Origin of the sequence: Allohahella marinimesophila (assembly GCF_039538005.1) — a bacterium.
Taxonomy (GTDB): domain Bacteria; phylum Pseudomonadota; class Gammaproteobacteria; order Pseudomonadales; family Oleiphilaceae; genus Allohahella; species Allohahella marinimesophila.
This window is the reverse complement of sequence record NZ_BAABBO010000007.1, coordinates 263,647-279,787: the sequence shown is the minus strand read 5'-3', so window position 1 is coordinate 279,787 and position 16,141 is coordinate 263,647. Positions and strand designations below refer to the sequence as shown.

The window sequence follows — 16,141 nt, the reverse complement described above, 5'->3', positions numbered from 1 at the left end:
ACATGCGCGCAGCCCCTGGAAGCTCAAATATCAGACGGCGCCTCCCGGGATTTATCAACTCTTTTCGAGAGACCCATTACGCCCATGAGCGACCAGACTTCGATCAATGTAAGCGACTACTACGACACTGATACCTTCAAGCGCATCAAGGCCTTCTCTGAGGGCCGCGAAACACCGTTCCTGGTCATTGATACTGCTACCATCAACCGCCAGTACGACGAGATGACGGACGCCTTCCCTTACGCCAACGTATACTACGCGGTCAAGGCCAATCCGGCACCGGAAGTCCTGACGATGCTGCGCGATAAAGGGTCAAACTTCGATATTGCATCGATCTACGAGCTGGAGAAGGTGCTTGCCCTGGGCGTCACCCCGGATCGCATAAGCTTTGGCAACACTATCAAGAAATCCCGTGACGTCCGCGCCTTCTTTGAAAAAGGCGTACGCATGTATGCCACGGACTCCGAGGCGGACCTGCGCAATATCGCCAAGGCAGCACCAGGATCGAAAATTTACGTCAGAATCCTCACTGAAGGCACCCTTACCGCAGACTGGCCACTTTCACGCAAATTCGGCTGCCAGACCGACATGGCCATGGATCTGATGATTCTGGCTCGGGATCTGGGCCTGGTGCCCTATGGCGTGTCTTTCCACGTCGGCTCCCAGCAACGCGATATCGGCGCCTGGGATGCGGCCCTCGCCAAGGTCAAAGTCATCTTCGAGCGGCTGCGGAAGGAAGACGGCATAGAGCTGAAAATGATCAACATGGGCGGTGGCTTCCCAGCCAATTACCTGACCCGCACCAATGACCTGAAGACCTATGCTGAGGAAATCACCCGCTATATCCGGGAGGACTTTGGCGAAGACTTTCCCGAGATCATCATCGAGCCGGGTCGTTCATTAATTTCCAACGCCGGCGTACTGGTCAGCGAAGTGGTGCTGATCTCACGCAAGTCGCGCACAGCCCTGGTTCGCTGGGTCTTTACCGACGTGGGCAAGTTTTCCGGCCTCGTGGAAACCATGGACGAGGCGATCAAGTTTCCAATTCATACCGAGAAAAAAGGCGAAGTCGAGGATGTGGTGATTGCCGGTCCAAGCTGCGACAGCGCGGACATTATGTATGAAAACTACAAATACGGTTTGCCGCTTAATTTGGCGATAGGCGATCGACTGTACTGGCTGTCTACTGGCGCCTATACGACCTCTTACAGTTCTGTAGAGTTCAATGGGTTTCCGCCGTTGAAGGATTATTATATCTTGGCTGGTGACGCCTGCGAGTCAGTTCGAGAATGCAAGACTGCAGCAGGTGGCGTGAGGGCGCCAGGCAAAAACGTCAGCCGCTGCAGCAACCAAAGTTCTGCAGCGGCTCACCTGCAATGCGATGATGCCTAGCTCGGCTGCTTCAAATTCCCTGCCTCAGTCAACAGCATGTCATCGTGCTCCGACATGTTCCAGGGCAGAACGCCTGGGGAAATGTGCAGGAAGTGCAGATACTTTTCGAACTGATCCAGGATGTCTGTAATGATGTCCTGCTGATCAAAGCCGTAAATATCGTAGGACTGGCCCCCAAGTCGCAGAAACACTTCTGCCCGATAATAGAATTCCTCCTGACTATTATCGTGCGCCATTTCCGGAAACGCGAAGCCCGGGAGTGGATGTTCGACGATGCGTACCTCATAAATGAAATCCAGCTGACCTTCCCGGATGACCTCCAGATACAGACGTGAATTCGCTTCGTCCTGATGAAACTGTGCTGGCCACTCGCTTTTCTCCAGTTCGCGCTGTACACGTCGCATGGCCTTGGCAACTGTGGTATCCGCAAATGTTTGTACAGCGTCTCGATCAGGGAAATTCACCAGCCCGGCCAAACGACGTTTCCACAAGCCTCGGCCAGAGGTACCGGATAAACGATTGCTCTGCACATAACTTTGCAGGCTCTCCTTTTGATGCCCCTCGATCACCAGAGCGCGCCACAGACCAAGGGCTGAGATCATCATGATGATGGAGAACGGCAGTGCACTCGCAATGGTCATTGTCTGCAAGGCGCTCAGTCCACCGGTCAGTAACAGAGTGGCCGCCACGATACCCTCTGCCGACGCCCAGAATACGCGCTGCCAGGCAGGCGTCACGCTAGCGCCACCGGAAGCCAGTGAGTCAATGACCAGCGAGCCGGAATCTGACGAAGTAACGAAGAATGTGATGATCAGAATGACGGTGACGAATGACGCGATGGATGTGAGCGGGAGCACTTCATAGAGCTTGAACAGCGCGATCGCATGATCTTCCTGTACGAAGCCAATCAGCGTGCTATAGCCCTCATTCATGATGTGGTGCAGCGCGGTGTCGCCAAAAATGGAGAACCACAGAAAGGTGAAGATCGAGGGTACCAGCATCACGCCCATAACGAACTGGCGGATGGTTCGTCCACGGCTGATCTTCGCTATAAACAGGCCTACAAATGGCGCCCAGGCTATAGTCCAGCCAAAGATGAACAGGGTCCAGTTGCCAATCCAGTCACTGCGTGTGTAGGCCTGCAGATTGAAGGTGCGCTCGATGATATTGTTCAGGTAGCTGCCTGTGTTCTGCAGAAAACTTTCGAGGATATGAATAGTTGGCCCTGCGAAGAACACGAAGGTCATCAGCAGCACAGCCAGGCCCATGTTGAGGATGGACAGTCGCTTCACACCTTTGTCCAGTCCAGCCACTACCGAGAAAATTGCGAGTCCGGTAATGATCGCTATGGCGATAATCTGAACGGTCACATCCACCGGAATGACTGGCCATAAATAGTTCAGACCTGCGTTGATCTGCGCCACCGACAGGCCAAGCGTGGTAGCAATACCGAACATGGTACCGAGAATAGCGAACACGTCCACTGCATGACCGACTGGGCCATATATGCGGTCGCCGATCAGCGGATAGAGCGCTGAGCGGATGGATAGCGGTAGGCCGTGTCTGAAGGCGAAATACGCCAGCACCAGTCCCACCAGGCCGTAGATGGCCCAGATATGGAAACCCCAGTGGAAGAAGGCAATCTGCATCGCCTGTTTCGCTGCATCGACCGTCTCCCCTGCCCCCGCAGGTGGACTCGCATAATGGAGCACCGGTTCTGCCACACCGAAAAAGAGCAGCGCGATACCGTAGCCCGCCGAGAACAGCATCGCGAACCAGGCTGGAAAGCTATATTGCGGCTCTGCATGGTCTGGCCCGAGCTTGATGTTGCCCCAGGAGGACAGCGCGATGATGACAATGAACACGAGAAAAAAAGCGACGGCAAGCATGTAGAACCAGCCGAAGGTCTGGGTAATGTATGCCAGGGTGTCTGCAAATGCCTCGCCCGCCAGCTCTGGAGCGCTGACGGTGCCGATCACCAGCAGCAGAATAATGATCACGGCGGGTAAAAAGACCGGCATGAGTAGCGTTGATTTGGGGGATTTTGCGTCTGCCATCAATCCGTCCTTAACCGTTGTTGTTATGGGGTGCGAGGAATATTGATCTAGTTGAAGAACAACCACAGTAGGCGGTTACGAGTAATTGGGTGGAGTAGCCCACATGGATCGGTCGAGATATCTTCATCCTGCTGCCATACTCTGACAGGTCGAATTTCATTTGCGATCAGTCAGATGCTAGGACCACATGAGTAAAACAGACTTGCACCAGACCTTGCTGGACATTTGCGCAGACATGGCAGGCTGCAATGACAAAGGCGCGGTTGCGAACTACATACCCGAGTTGGCCAAGGTCAGTCCGGATCGCTTCGGCATTTCGGTCTGCCTTGCCGACGGGCAACAGTTCAGCGCTGGCGATGCTACGGCCCGTTTTTCTGTTCAGAGTGTATCCAAGGTCTTTACATTGGCTATTGCGCTTGGCCGCTATGGTGACGGCCTGTGGCGCAGGGTTGGTCGAGAGCCATCGACCCATGAGTTCAATTCGGTGCAGGAGCTCGAGCTCCGTAAAGGCATCCCGCCCAATCCGTTCGTCAATGCGGGCGCGCTCGTCACGACAGATATGATTCTTGCTGGTTCGACGCCAGCTGAGACCCTGGGTGAAATGCTGCGCTTCGTTCGCCAGGCTGCGTCCGATGATGACATCCTCATCGATCCGGCTGTCGCCGCATCGGAGACCATCACCGGCCACAAGAACTGGGCACTTGCCCATTTTCTCGCCAGCTTCAAGAATCTGGAACACCCCTGCGAGCGGACGCTGGGCGTCTACTTCCACCACTGCGCTATCGAAATGACCTGTGAGCAATTAGCGCATTTTGGTCGCTTTCTCGCAGGCTTCAGCCATTCGCCAAGCCTGGTGTCGAGAGACAATGTGCGCAGCATCAATGCGCTCATGATGACCTGCGGCCACTACAACGGTTCTGGCGAGTTCGCCTATCGGGTCGGCATTCCTGCCAAAAGCGGCGTTGGCGGCGGTATTCTGGCCATTCTACCTGGCAAGGCGTCCATCGCAGTCTGGTCACCCGGATTGAACAAGCAAGGCAACTCCCTGCTCGGTACGCGAGCGCTCGAAGCGCTTTCAAAGTCTCTCGAGTGGTCGGTGTTTGATTCTGGAAGGTGATGGAAGGTGTCTGGTAAAGCAGCGACGATTCAGCTTAGCATGGGTCATGCGTCTCTCGAGAACCCTCTCGACCTCTCTCCAGCCCCAAACCTATAGGCCTAACTCATGAATCAGATCAAAGTCGGTAGCCGGATTGTTTACCAGGTCCATGCCCCTACGACCTTCCTGTTCAACATCTCGGTAGCGCGAAACGAACATCAGCAAATTGTTGAAGAATTGTTCGAGGTCGAACCATTCTTCAAGATCGAAGAATGCGCTGTCAGTCCCCTTGGAAATCGACTGGTTCGGCTGTCCGTATCACCGTGCGACCTGACTGTCAGCTACAACGCAACCGTCAACCTCAACGTCGAAGAGGCGCAGGCGACAGATGTAAGCGAGACGCCTTACGAACAGTTGCCGGCCGATATTCTTCCCTATCTCAACCCAAGCCGATATTGCGAATCCGATAAGCTTCTGGAATTTGCGACGAAGCAGTTTGGTTCGCTGGTGCCGGACTACTCGCGGGTGACGGCCATCTGCAACTGGGTCTACGAAGAGCTGTCCTATACCGCTGGCAGTACTGGACCCACAACGACGGCCTGCGATGTGCTCGAACTCAAACAAGGCGTGTGCCGCGACTTCGCGCATGTCAGCATTAGCCTGTGCAGAGCGCTGGGCATCCCAGCCCGGTACGTAGCCGGATATGCCGTAAACCTGAACCCACCAGACTTTCACGGTTTTTTCGAAGCCTACCTGGACGGTCGCTGGTTCCTGTTCGACGCCACGCGGCTCGCCCCTGTGGGTGGGTTCGTCCGCATCGGCACCGGTCGCGACGCAGCTGATGTTGCATTCAGTACTATCCGTGGAGACGCCGAAAGCCCAGAGATGCAGGTGTGGGCCAAGGAGGAGCATTCGGATGATAAGTTACTTGATCCGGACAATGTCGAGACTGCGGTAAGCTCGGCGCCTTGAACCGTGCGCCGCGTCAGCGCTTGTCTGGGCCTGGATAGCCAAAGCGGTGCCCGTCTTTCCAGGCTCGAGGCTGATTACCGTGCGCAGGTATTCCGCCCGCATCACGCAGCATTCGCGCCACGTGCAGGATGTTCCAGGTCATGAATGCGGTTTTTTGCTGTGTGAAGTCATTGTCAAAGCCAGCCCGTGAGCCGTCTTCTCGCGAGTCCCCGTAGCTCAGTCCAGGGCCCGCCTCACCAATCCAGCCAGCATCTGCCTGAGGCGGTATCGTGTAACCAATATGTTGTAAGCTATACAGGATGCCCATCGAGACGTGCTTGATGCCATCTTCATTGCCAGTAACCAGGCAGCCGCCGACCTTTCCGTAGAAGATATATTGTCCATAGTCATTCAAATCACCTGAATGGGCATAAAGCCGTTCGATAACACGAGAGCATATTGATGACCGCTCACCGAGCCAGATAGGTGTACCGAGGATAAGAATATCTGCAGCCTTCACGCTTGCGTACAGGTCCGGCCATTCATCGTTATCGAAGCCATTTTCAGTCATATCGGGCTGAACACCAGGCGCCAGTAAATGGTCCACTGCTCGAATCGATGTTACCTTGACGCCCTGCGCTTCCATCAATGCCTGCGACGCCTGCATCAGCGTCTCCGTGTGAGATGTTTGCGGGGAAGGCTTTAAGGTCGTGTTGATGAAAACAGCACTGAGGTCTGAATAGCCAGCGGGAGGTGAAGATTGAGTGCCCATGGGTAAATGGTCCTGTCGGAGTGAATGAGGCGCCAGGCAAGCAGTCACATCAGCGAAACCGCAGCGCGATCTCGAATTTTGTACGGACTCCCTCAAGGCAATGGTCAAAAATCTTCAATCGGAGTCGTCGCCATGTCTCGCTGACTAGTTTTGACATCCGGTCTGGAACTCCGCATCGAGACCACAATATGGCAGCCACAAGTGTCGATCTAATATGCACTCCTACTGTAAACCGCGTTTCTATTTGCAGTAATAGACTGGGATTTATAGTTTTTTTATAATGGCCTAAATATTGCTTATAAACGATGAATAGCGTATCTCCATGTTCAGAAGGAAGTCTCAGATGTCTCTGTTCAGTCGACTCACCACTATCAGTGTATTAAGCGTCAGTGTTTTCATAGCTGCTCCGGCAAGCGCAAATCTCATCCAGAACGGAGGTTTCGAGCAGCCGGACGTCAAAGCAGGCACCTGGAAATATTTCGCCTCCAGCAATGTCGCCGGATGGGAAGGCAGCAATATCGAAATCTGGGATAGCTACAACGGTGTCGTGGCTTTCGAGGGTGCCCAGCACGCCGAACTGAATGCTCATCCATCCAGCGGCGGTGCTTTCAGCATCTTCCAGAGTTTCAGCACTACTGTAGGCAAATGGTATGACCTGAGCTTCGCGTATCGCGCACGGCAGTCAAACAAGGAAAGTTTCGCCGTCGATGTCGCAGGCCTTAGCCTGACTCTGGATGACCACACGACGAACGGCTGGAGCATCTACGACGGCGGCTTCCTCGCGATATCGGACTTTTCCACACTCAGGTTTACCTCGATCTTCCCCGAGACTGGCACCGTCGGAAACTTCATCGACGATGTGAGTGTGATCGCATCAGTGCCTACCCCTGCGAGTCTTGGGCTGGTAGTACTGGGCTTGCTGGGTTTTGGGTTGCGCCGCTTCAAGTAATTAGTCAGTACTGAGTTCTGCTTCGATGGGTCTGTGTCATACAGGCCCATTTCTATTTCTGATCGCCTCAGCAGCCGGAATGAAATCGCTTATGATGTTCGCGCAGGGTCTGCGCCAGAGTCATCGGATCGAAGGGTTTTGGAATCACACCGAATGCCCCCAGCGCTTGAAAGCGATTGAGCTCTGTTTTGTGAACCTTGGCGGTCATGAACAGCACAGGAGTCTGAGCAAGATCCATTTGCGCCTGCAAGGCCTTCAGTATGGCCGGCCCATCCATATCCGGTAGCATGACGTCGAGAAGAATAAGATCTGGCGAAAACTCTTCTACCTGCACCAGGGCGGATCTGCCGTCTTCACAACTCAAGAGCGTCAGTCCGCCTACTACCTCAATCGCCAGCCTGGCTATCGTTCTAATCGAAGGGTCGTCCTCAACGTGGAGCACCTTTTTCAGTGGCTTCATTCTGCCGCTCCTATTCCGCCTATCAATCGACGTACTGTTTCCGTCAGTTGATCACCAGCCTCCTGGTTCTTTGTGATGACAGCACTGACCCTGCCTGCAAGCGCCCTCGGGACCTCGTGGCCTGAAAGCACCACCACCGGGATGTCAGGCTGAGCCTGATGGAACACCTCCCACAGACTCTCGCCTGAGCCGTCCGGAAGCTTGAGATCCAGCAGGACCAGATCAAAGTGTTTCTCGCGCAGCCGATAATTGGCCTGCTGTAGTGTTAGCGCCTGTTCGACCTCCGCAATCCCGCGCAGTTGTGTGCGAATGACCGCACCAAGATCCGCATCGTCTTCGACGTGAAGAACACGCGGCGGTCCGTTGGGACGGAATCTTGCCGAGCCTGAGCTGTGATTGGGCAACCTGATCCAGAACCGGCTGCCATGACCCTCCATGGATTCAAAACCGATGACGCCGCCCATGTGCGAGATTAATTGCTGACTGATAGCAAGGCCAAGGCCCGTGCCGCTATAAGCTCGGGAGTCCCTCTCGTCTCCCTGCGCGAACTTCTGGAAGATTCGCGGACGAAAGGCTGCTGGGATGCCGCGGCCGCGATCGATAACTTCGATAATGACAGCATCATCAGCTGTACGCTCACATATCAGCTCTACCAGACTGCCGGCGGGCGAGGCCTTACAGGCATTGGAGAGCAGATTGTGTAGTACCTGAATCAGGCGCGCCCGGTCGGCGTACACCTGCCCCTCCAGGTCGCCGCCAAGTGCGATCTCGACCTGCATCGGCAGGGCGAAGGCTTTCATGCTTTGCACGGTTTCCTCAAGCAGAGCGCACAGATCGACTCCAGCGAGTTGAAGCTGCATCTTGCCGGCAGCTAGTTTGTCGATGTCGAGGAGATCGTTCACCAACAACACCAGTCGCTGGCTGTTTTTGGCAGCAATCTCCAGCATCTCCTGCATGCTGTCCGGTACTGGACCGGCGATGCCATGGCTCAACAACTGCAAGGCACCTGAGATACTCGTGAGCGGCGTGCGAAGCTCATGGCTGACTGTGGATACAAAATCTGCCTTCATACGCTCCACTCGCTGCAGCTCACTGATATCCTCAACCAGCGACCAGATCACGTCTCGCCCATCAATACCCTTGATCATCATACCCTGTAGCCGAACCGGGTAGCGGCTCCCATCCTTTCGGTAGTATTCTTTTTCGAACAGGTTGTAGCGGCCGAGGGTCTTGAGCTCGCGAAGGGCGACCTGCTCTTTGGCCTCGTATTCTTTCGGTGTAACATCCCAGTAGCTGAGGCGAATAAACTCCGAATGGTCGTAACCGGTCTGCTGCAGCAGCGCCTGATTGGCGTCGAGAAAGTCGCCGGTCTCGGCATCATTCAGCGCAATGCCGATCGGCGACAGCTGGAACAGCCCCCGCAAGCGCGTCTCGCTAGCCTGCAGTGCAAAATTTGCCTGCTTCTCCGTGGTCACATCCCGTATCTGCGATACGAAGTGCAGTGGCGCGCCCTCTTCATCCCGTACCAGGGCGACGGATAGTTCAGCCCAGATAACCGAGCCGTCCTTGTGCCAGTAGCGTTTGATCAGTCTATAGCTGCGAATCTCCCCCGCCAGCAGTTGATCCAGCAGATGAAGATCACTATCGAGATCCTCAGGGTGAGTGATCGTCTGGAAGTCGGTCGCAAGCAACTCTTCTCTACAGTAGCCAAGCATCTGGCATAGAGAATCGTTCACAGCAGTCCACCTGCCTTCCAATGAGACCAGCGCCATGCCTATAGCGGCAGTGTCGAAGGCGCCAGCGAATCGCTCCGCCTGCAGCCGGGCTTCGCGCTGCGCAGCCAGCTGTTCAGTCTGATCCACGGCCACCGCCAGATAGCCGGTAACCTCTCCGCGGCCATCCTGTAAAGCGTTGATCGATAGATGAATCTGCCGATGAGCGCCGTCTTTTCGAACATAGGTCCAGTTAGAGCTCTCGCAAGAACTTTCAAGCGCCTCAAAGACAAACACATCGAAGCCGTCGATGCATCTGCCCGCTCTGGCGGAAAGCTCTTCTCCGCGAGCCTCAATTTCGCTCGCCAGATGAAAACATACCGGCGTCTCAATGCCGATCAGCTCTTCGGCACTGTAGCCAAGTAGACGGCTCGCGCCTGTATTGAAGAGGGTAATCAATCCACTCTTGTCGGTTGCAATGATTGAGGTATCAGTCGAAGCATCGACTATGGCTTTCAGGTGTGCACTGGTTCTGGCGCTTTGCGCGACGGCTTCCTTGAGAGCGCCAAAATCCTGCATGACGACCACAGCCCCCACATGAGTTCCATCGGCGGCATACGTTGAGCGCCCGTGGCATTGAACATGTCTCGGTCTTTCGTTTCTTGGTTTGATGACGATTTCGCTGCCATCCACGGCATCGCCCCTGAAGGCTCTCAAGAGAGGGATTTTTTCCGTGGGTAGCAGAGTGGATTCATCTGGTTCATACAGATCGAAGTGCTCGGCCCACTCCTCGGGTGGAACCTCCAGCGGGTCGATGCCATGCCACTGGCGGGCCAGCCGATTAAACCGGTTCAATTTGCCATTTGCATCGCAGGCAACTACTGCATTCGGCATATGCTCGAGCAGCGTATCAACCATTGCAGCATCGGCCTCGGCTACGAGCTGATTCCGTCGCGTATTCATGAGGTGGACTGCAAGGTCACCGAGTTGAATCAGCTGCGATCGTTTGCTCTCTTCCAGCGTCCTGGTTTTAGCATCGATGATGCATAGTGTGCCGTAGCAGTGCCCGTGCTCTGAAACAAGCGGCACCCCAGCATAAAACTGAATGAATGGCGCACCAGTCACCAGTGGGTTTTCTGCAAACCTCTCGTCCAGGCGCGCATCCTGCACCTCAAAGATTTCCTTTTGAAGAATGGCATGGCCGCAAAAGGATATGGCTCTTTCTGTTTCCGTAGCATCGATCCCACAGCGGGCCTTGAACCACTGCCGATCCTGATCTATGAGCGAGACCAGGGCTATAGGCACGTCACAGATCGTTTTCGCCAGCTGAACGAGGGTGTCGAACTCCTTTTCAGGAGGCGAGTCGAGGATGTTCAGGCTGCGTAGCGCATCGAGACGTTCGGGCTCATTGACGGGCAGCGGTGGTGCCTGGAAGCGGGGTTCTGTCATTCGGGTTTGCCCGCCTGTTCGAGGATCTCCAAAGCTGACGCAAAATCCAGTGCATCGATAGCCATAACGAGGGTCTGTAGATCGCTCGTGCTCATTTGCGACTCCAGGTAGGCTCGGAGTCGCTCAAATTGCTGATCGGCATCGATATTTCTGTCTGCAAGCATCTGCTTCAATGTTGCCAGCTCAGGCTCAGGATTCTCCACAGGCACTGCAGTCGAAGCCGGCTCACTGTCGGCGATGCGGCCTCGCTGCCGATTTTCGAACCACAGAGAGATTGAAGCACGCATGACTTCGCACTGGCGGCGTGCCTGAATCCAGTCCTGCTCCAGGTCCGCTTGCATCTCAGAATCCGTGATTCGCTGTTCGAGGGCGAGCAGGCCTCTGGTCAAGCTATCAGCGCCAAGCTGACTGACGGATCCTCTGAGCTTGTGTAGCACTGCTGCTGACGCCTTGTAATTTTGGCCAAGCCATTCGCGCCGAGCTTCCATGATCGGAGCATCGCCCTGCTCAAGAAGTTGACGGACGGCTTCCAGGACCAGGCGCTCGGTTGCTACATTGCCCTTCGCGATTTTGACGAGCTCATCGAGGGTGTTTGAAATGCTCGCTTGCTCAAGATCCGATTCCATAGGCGCGGAAACCGGCGTAGTGGCCACCTTGCCTTCAAGCGCCTGTTCAATCAGGTCTAGCATTTCATGTTCGACAACAGGCTTCGGAATGAGGCCATTCATGCCAGCGTGAATACAGGCCGCTCGTTCGGATTCCAGTACTCCAGCCGTCATTGCCAGGATTGGAAGAGAACGTTTTAGTTCCTGACGTATGATCCTGGTGGCTGTGATGCCATCCATTCCTGGCATCTGCACGTCCATCAGTACGAGATCGAAATGCTCACTCTTCGATGATAAGCACTTGATGGCATCGTCACCATTATCCGCAATGGCAAGCTTTGCACCAGCGTGCTCCAGAAGCCCTTTCGCCACCGCCTGATTGAATGAGTTATCTTCTACAAGCAGAATGTTTATACCCAATAGGCGACCTTCCGAAGTCGTCAAGGCCTCTTGCTGCCCCTCAGGAAGATCATGTTGTTCAGCAATCTGAAAAGGTAGGCGAACAGTAAAGGTGCTGCCTTTGTCTTGTTCACTGGACAAAGTGATATCACCACCCATGAGCTGAGCAAGCTCTCGGGAAATTGCTAACCCAAGCCCTGTGCCGCCATACTCTCGAGTAACTGAAGCATCTGCTTGTGAGAATGCCGTAAACAGTGCGCCCTGCTTCTCGGCGGCGATTCCAATGCCAGTGTCTTTAATGATAAACCTCAGGGTCACTGAGCTGCCCAGGGATTCAGCCAATTCGACAAGTAATGAAATTTCGCCGCTTTCAGTGAACTTGATAGCATTGCCGACCAGGTTCAACAGTATCTGTCGTACTCTGGTTTCATCACCTATCAAAGACCGGGGCACCGTGGACTCGACGCCGATAACAAGCTCTAGCGGCTTGTCGTTTACCTCAACGCTCATGATAGCCGCAAGTTCGTTGAGAATGTGGTCGAGATTGAAGACCTTCTTACGCAATTCGAGACGTTGCGCTTCCATCTTCGAAAAATCCAGAATATCGTTCAGAATGTCCATGAGCGAGTTGCCAGCCCTAAGCATGATCTCCAGCTGCTTGCGCTGCTCAGTGTCCAACGAGGTCCGCAGGAGAAGCTGAGTCATGCCCAGAACGGCATTCATCGGCGTTCTGATTTCATGACTCATATTGGCTACAAACTGGCTCTTTGCGAGGCTTGCCGACTCAGCAACTTCTCGGGCTTCTGTCAGGCGCTGACTGGCAAGGCGCGCTTCGGTGACATCGCGCAGAATGATGCCGTAGAAATGATGTCCGTCATTTTCCCAGTAAGAAAGAGAAAACTCGGCTGGAAAAGTTTCTGAAGTCGCTCTCACGCAGCTTGCTCGAACCGACTCACCTTCTCTTGCAGCCTCTGCTCCAGTATTGCGCTGGGCCTGCAGGTTTTTCTCAACGTCCTGGCGGTCCGAATCCGCAATCAGCGATAGCCATGAGCGCTTCATTAGCTGGGTTGTGGAGTAAGTAAAGATTCTTTCAGCAGCAGGATTGCAGTAGAGAATTTTTCCATCGCCATTCACAATAAATATTGCTTCCAGGGCCGCCTTTGCGAGCGATGTAAACCGTGCTTCGGACTCTCGTAGTGCCATTGTCATCTGCTCGGCAAGCGACAAGGCACGGCTTCTTGTAACCACAAGCGCGCGGATAAATGAGAAAAGCAGAAGACTTATCAGTATGCCGCTTATCAGCACGATATGCGCTTTTCCGCGATCGATGGTTATCCCGAAATCTGGCGTGGGCGTTACGACGAGCAGCCAGTCGCGATTAGAGATCTTTACGGGCTTCTCGTAGCGCAAACTCGACAGGAAAGATGACTTTTCAGGCAGTTCAGACGGAAAATCACTGTACATGATATTTTCCGGGAGCGCTTCGCTCCCGTCATAGATCTGCAAGGCCAGTGTCGCGCGACTTGACCCGAGCACTCCGTTTATCAGGTCATTCATCCTGAACGGACTGTATACAACACCTCTGAAAGATGCCCGCCTTTGATCAGCTGTTTGCTGAAGCGTATCGCCTTCGAATATCGGCAGATACATCAGAAAGCCGGACTGCTGCCCAACTTCCGTCTCCTGCACCAGCACAATCTTCCCAGAAACACTGGTGATACCCTTGTCTCGAGCGACAGTGAGGGCCTCTCGACGCAGACTTTCGGAAAACATGTCGTAGCCGTGTGCCCGCTGGTTACGCCAATCGAATGGCGAGAGATATTTTATAGCCACATAGGCGCTCCGATCGCCTCGCGGCTTCACCTCAAAATCGGGAAAACCGTCTGCTTGCACTGCCTGCACAAAGCGACGCTTCTCAGACTCATTCCTCAAATATTCGGCATATCCCACCCCCTGGATACCGGGGTAGCTTTCTGAGAGCTTGAGGGTAGACACGTAACGCTCCCACTCGTCACGCTCGACCGAAGCCGAGGCATTGAAAAATCCAGCGGCGCCACGCAGCACCTGCTCGTAATCGCGCATCCGATCAAAGATTCGAGATTGAATCGCTTGAGCATTGAAGGCGAATTCGTCGCGGGCCGTATTCTCTATTGAGAGGGTAGTCAGTCGCCAGGCACAAACTGACAAGCCGACACTCAGAATAAACAGCGCCCATGGCAGCATGAGTACCGGAGCTCTGACAGCACCTACACCTTGCCGGTCGGTCAAATCAGCTGAGAGCATCAGTCCGCTGGCCACCCACAGTAGAATAAAACTGTCGAGCGCAATCAGCGAGGCATTATCGGCGCCTGTGCCGAAGACGAAGGGCCCCTGACCTTTGGCCGTCATGATCACCGCCACGCCGGCGGTGACAACGATCAGCAGGGTCACGCCTCGTATGCCATAAAAATAGGCTGTTATAGCCACACAGGGCACGTACAGGAACAGAACGAGGAACCCCAACATGTCCGAGGCCAGGATATTGCTGAAGGTCAAGATCGTGGCTGCAATAACAGCGGCGACCAGAACGCCAAGAACCAACCGAGGTTTTTTGTCTGGCTGCCAGTCGAGTCTCCGTCCCCACGCCAGCATAAACGGCGTCAATACCAATATGCCGGTACAGTCCCCTACCCACCACGTACTAAAGACATTGACCGCAGCGGCACCAGGCGCAAAACCTCCCAGTACGAGGGAGGCTGTGCCAACTGCAGCGCTCACCATACAGGCCAATGCACTCGCCAGTAAGAATATGAAGACACCTGGAACTGTACTGAAAACTTTTTTGATATTCGTGAACCGACAAATGAGCCACAGCGCCACAAGCGCTTCCATCGTATTGCCTACCGCAATTGCTAGTGAGGCAATGACAGTGGAGAGCTCACCGTAGCTTTGAAATGTTGCCAGGTTTACGCAGAATGCCCCGAGGGTGATGGCTGGCCATACACGTTGCCCAAGCAACAACAAAGCTCCGAGAGCAAGTCCTGAAGGCGGCCAGATTGGCGAGACATTTGTAGTGTCGAAAGCCATCTGCAGGCTCAGAAAGCCAACGACAAAGTAGACCAATGCACAACACAGTATTAGTGCTGTGAGCCGCATGACAGGCGAGCTCGGCGCCGGACCTGTCCGCTCCTCAGAACTCAAGCCCGACCTATGCAAAAGAATTGGTCCGTGCAGTATTGCGGCCGCTTTGCTTTGCCAGGTACAACGCTTTGTCCGCACACGCGAGCACATCCTGCAGCTTCATGTCAAGAGTTGGCACGAAGCTCACAGTGCCCACGCTAACTGTAAGAAACGAGGCTGTCGGCGAGAACTCCTGGGGAATCTGGGCCTTTCTCACCTGCTCACAAAGGTATTGGCCTATCTTTCCTGCCTGCTCCTTATCATTATAAGGGTGTACAGTGCAAAACTCTTCACCACCGTAGCGTGCAACAAATTCACCTGGCCTTCGCAAGCTTTCAGACAGAATCTCCGCTACCTGCCGCAGGCAGTGATCTCCGGCCACATGGCCATAGCCGTCGTTGTAAAGTTTGAAGTGATCTATATCCAGCAGGGTGACAGCCATCGGCAAGGCCTGCCGCCGATGCCAGGCGACTTCCTCGTCTAGCTTCTTGTCGAAATAGCGACGATTGTAGAGGCCAGTCAGCGCGTCACGCTCAGCGTATTGACGCAAAGTCTCAGTCTGTGCGGCTAATAGCAGCTGCGTCTTGACTCTTGCCATAACAACGGCTGAGTTGAAAGGCTTTGCGATGAAGTCGACGGCGCCCAGCTCGAGCGCTTTCACTTCAAAATCGCTTTCAGAGTGCGCCGTCAGGAACAAAATGGCAGCATTGCAGGTCTCTGCCGAACTCTTGAGCGCCCTACACGTTTCGAAACCGTTCATACCCGGCAACTGCATATCGAGCAGAATGACTTGTGGCTTCTGTTGGGCTGCGACTTTCAGAGCTTCTTCGCCGCTCAAGGCAAAACTGACCGTACAGATCCCCCGAAGGATGGCGCTCAACATCTTAATCAGCTGCGGATTGTCATCCACAATCAGAACTTTACCCATGAGGAATTGTTGGTCCGACATTCGTCTCATACCTGGCATCTGGCATCTGGCGAGGAGGCACACGCTTCGGGCCTGAGTTGATACAGGACGCCTCACATCTTCTGTTCTGAGTGTAGCAGAAGGTACAAAAGAGTCTCGGGCAACCCTGGGTGCAGAAAAATCGAGGCAATTTCATTTCGCGACCTGCCTCTTCTGTCGAATCGGTATACGGA

The 16,141-nt window shown here is 54.4% G+C and carries 10 protein-coding genes; 4 read left to right on the top strand and 6 right to left on the bottom strand.

The annotated features are described in order from the left end of the window. Nucleotides 1-84: 84 nt before the first annotated feature. A complete protein-coding gene (locus ABD735_RS06920; protein WP_344804691.1) occupies nucleotides 85-1,392 on the top strand; it encodes a type III PLP-dependent enzyme in 1,308 nt (435 codons plus the stop codon). Here the strand turns inward: ABD735_RS06920 and ABD735_RS06915 are convergent. Further along, nucleotides 1,389-3,449: a BCCT family transporter gene (locus ABD735_RS06915; RefSeq protein ID WP_344804689.1), complete on the bottom strand. Its 2,061-nt coding sequence runs from the start codon at nucleotides 3,447-3,449 to the stop codon at nucleotides 1,389-1,391. The two genes, ABD735_RS06920 and ABD735_RS06915, sit on opposite strands and share 4 nt — an antisense overlap. Nucleotides 3,450-3,636: 187 nt before the next feature. Here ABD735_RS06915 and ABD735_RS06910 point away from each other — a divergent pair, with 187 nt between their 5' ends. Further along, nucleotides 3,637-4,566, top strand: a complete 930-nt coding sequence (locus tag ABD735_RS06910; protein WP_344804687.1) for a glutaminase — start codon at nucleotides 3,637-3,639, stop codon at nucleotides 4,564-4,566. 105 nt (nucleotides 4,567-4,671) lie between these two features. Next, nucleotides 4,672-5,517: a transglutaminase-like domain-containing protein gene (locus ABD735_RS06905; RefSeq protein WP_344804685.1), complete on the top strand. Its 846-nt coding sequence runs from the start codon at nucleotides 4,672-4,674 to the stop codon at nucleotides 5,515-5,517. Nucleotides 5,518-5,530: 13 nt separating this feature from the next. Here ABD735_RS06905 and ABD735_RS06900 read toward each other — a convergent pair whose 3' ends face one another. Next, entirely contained in the window at nucleotides 5,531-6,268 is a 738-nt protein-coding gene (locus ABD735_RS06900; protein WP_344804683.1) for a flavodoxin family protein, read from the bottom strand. Between the two features lie 343 nt (nucleotides 6,269-6,611). Between ABD735_RS06900 and ABD735_RS06895 the strand changes: the two genes are divergently transcribed. Further along, the gene (locus tag ABD735_RS06895; protein WP_344804681.1) at nucleotides 6,612-7,217 is read left to right on the top strand and encodes a DUF642 domain-containing protein; all 606 of its coding nucleotides are present in this window, start codon (nucleotides 6,612-6,614) and stop codon (nucleotides 7,215-7,217) included. 67 nt (nucleotides 7,218-7,284) lie between these two features. Here ABD735_RS06895 and ABD735_RS06890 read toward each other — a convergent pair whose 3' ends face one another. From ABD735_RS06890 to ABD735_RS06875, 4 genes are read right to left on the bottom strand one after another with little or no spacing between them, the layout of a single operon-like run. Further along, complete coding sequence (locus ABD735_RS06890) at nucleotides 7,285-7,677, bottom strand: response regulator (protein ID WP_344804679.1); 393 nt, start codon at nucleotides 7,675-7,677, stop codon at nucleotides 7,285-7,287. Next, the gene (locus ABD735_RS06885; RefSeq protein WP_344804677.1) at nucleotides 7,674-10,838 is read right to left on the bottom strand and encodes a PAS domain S-box protein; all 3,165 of its coding nucleotides are present in this window, start codon (nucleotides 10,836-10,838) and stop codon (nucleotides 7,674-7,676) included. Before ABD735_RS06885 ends, ABD735_RS06890 begins: the two co-directional genes overlap by 4 nt. Continuing rightward, complete coding sequence (locus tag ABD735_RS06880) at nucleotides 10,835-14,977, bottom strand: CHASE domain-containing protein (protein WP_344804675.1); 4,143 nt, start codon at nucleotides 14,975-14,977, stop codon at nucleotides 10,835-10,837. The genes ABD735_RS06885 and ABD735_RS06880 overlap by 4 nt, the downstream gene beginning before the upstream one ends. Nucleotides 14,978-15,029: 52 nt before the next feature. Beyond that, a complete protein-coding gene (locus ABD735_RS06875) occupies nucleotides 15,030-15,950 on the bottom strand; it encodes a diguanylate cyclase (RefSeq protein WP_344804673.1) in 921 nt (306 codons plus the stop codon). Nucleotides 15,951-16,141 lie beyond the last annotated feature (191 nt).

Coding starts and splice junctions, on each gene's coding strand:
- ABD735_RS06920 (WP_344804691.1), top strand. CDS start 85: ATGAGCGACCAGACTTCGATCAATGTAAGCGACTACTACGACACTGAT.
- ABD735_RS06900 (WP_344804683.1), bottom strand. CDS start 6,268: ATGGGCACTCAATCTTCACCTCCCGCTGGCTATTCAGACCTCAGTGCT.
- ABD735_RS06910 (WP_344804687.1), top strand. CDS start 3,637: ATGAGTAAAACAGACTTGCACCAGACCTTGCTGGACATTTGCGCAGAC.
- ABD735_RS06890 (WP_344804679.1), bottom strand. CDS start 7,677: ATGAAGCCACTGAAAAAGGTGCTCCACGTTGAGGACGACCCTTCGATT.
- ABD735_RS06915 (WP_344804689.1), bottom strand. CDS start 3,449: ATGGCAGACGCAAAATCCCCCAAATCAACGCTACTCATGCCGGTCTTT.
- ABD735_RS06885 (WP_344804677.1), bottom strand. CDS start 10,838: ATGACAGAACCCCGCTTCCAGGCACCACCGCTGCCCGTCAATGAGCCC.
- ABD735_RS06895 (WP_344804681.1), top strand. CDS start 6,612: ATGTCTCTGTTCAGTCGACTCACCACTATCAGTGTATTAAGCGTCAGT.
- ABD735_RS06875 (WP_344804673.1), bottom strand. CDS start 15,950: ATGTCGGACCAACAATTCCTCATGGGTAAAGTTCTGATTGTGGATGAC.
- ABD735_RS06905 (WP_344804685.1), top strand. CDS start 4,672: ATGAATCAGATCAAAGTCGGTAGCCGGATTGTTTACCAGGTCCATGCC.
- ABD735_RS06880 (WP_344804675.1), bottom strand. CDS start 14,977: ATGCGGCTCACAGCACTAATACTGTGTTGTGCATTGGTCTACTTTGTC.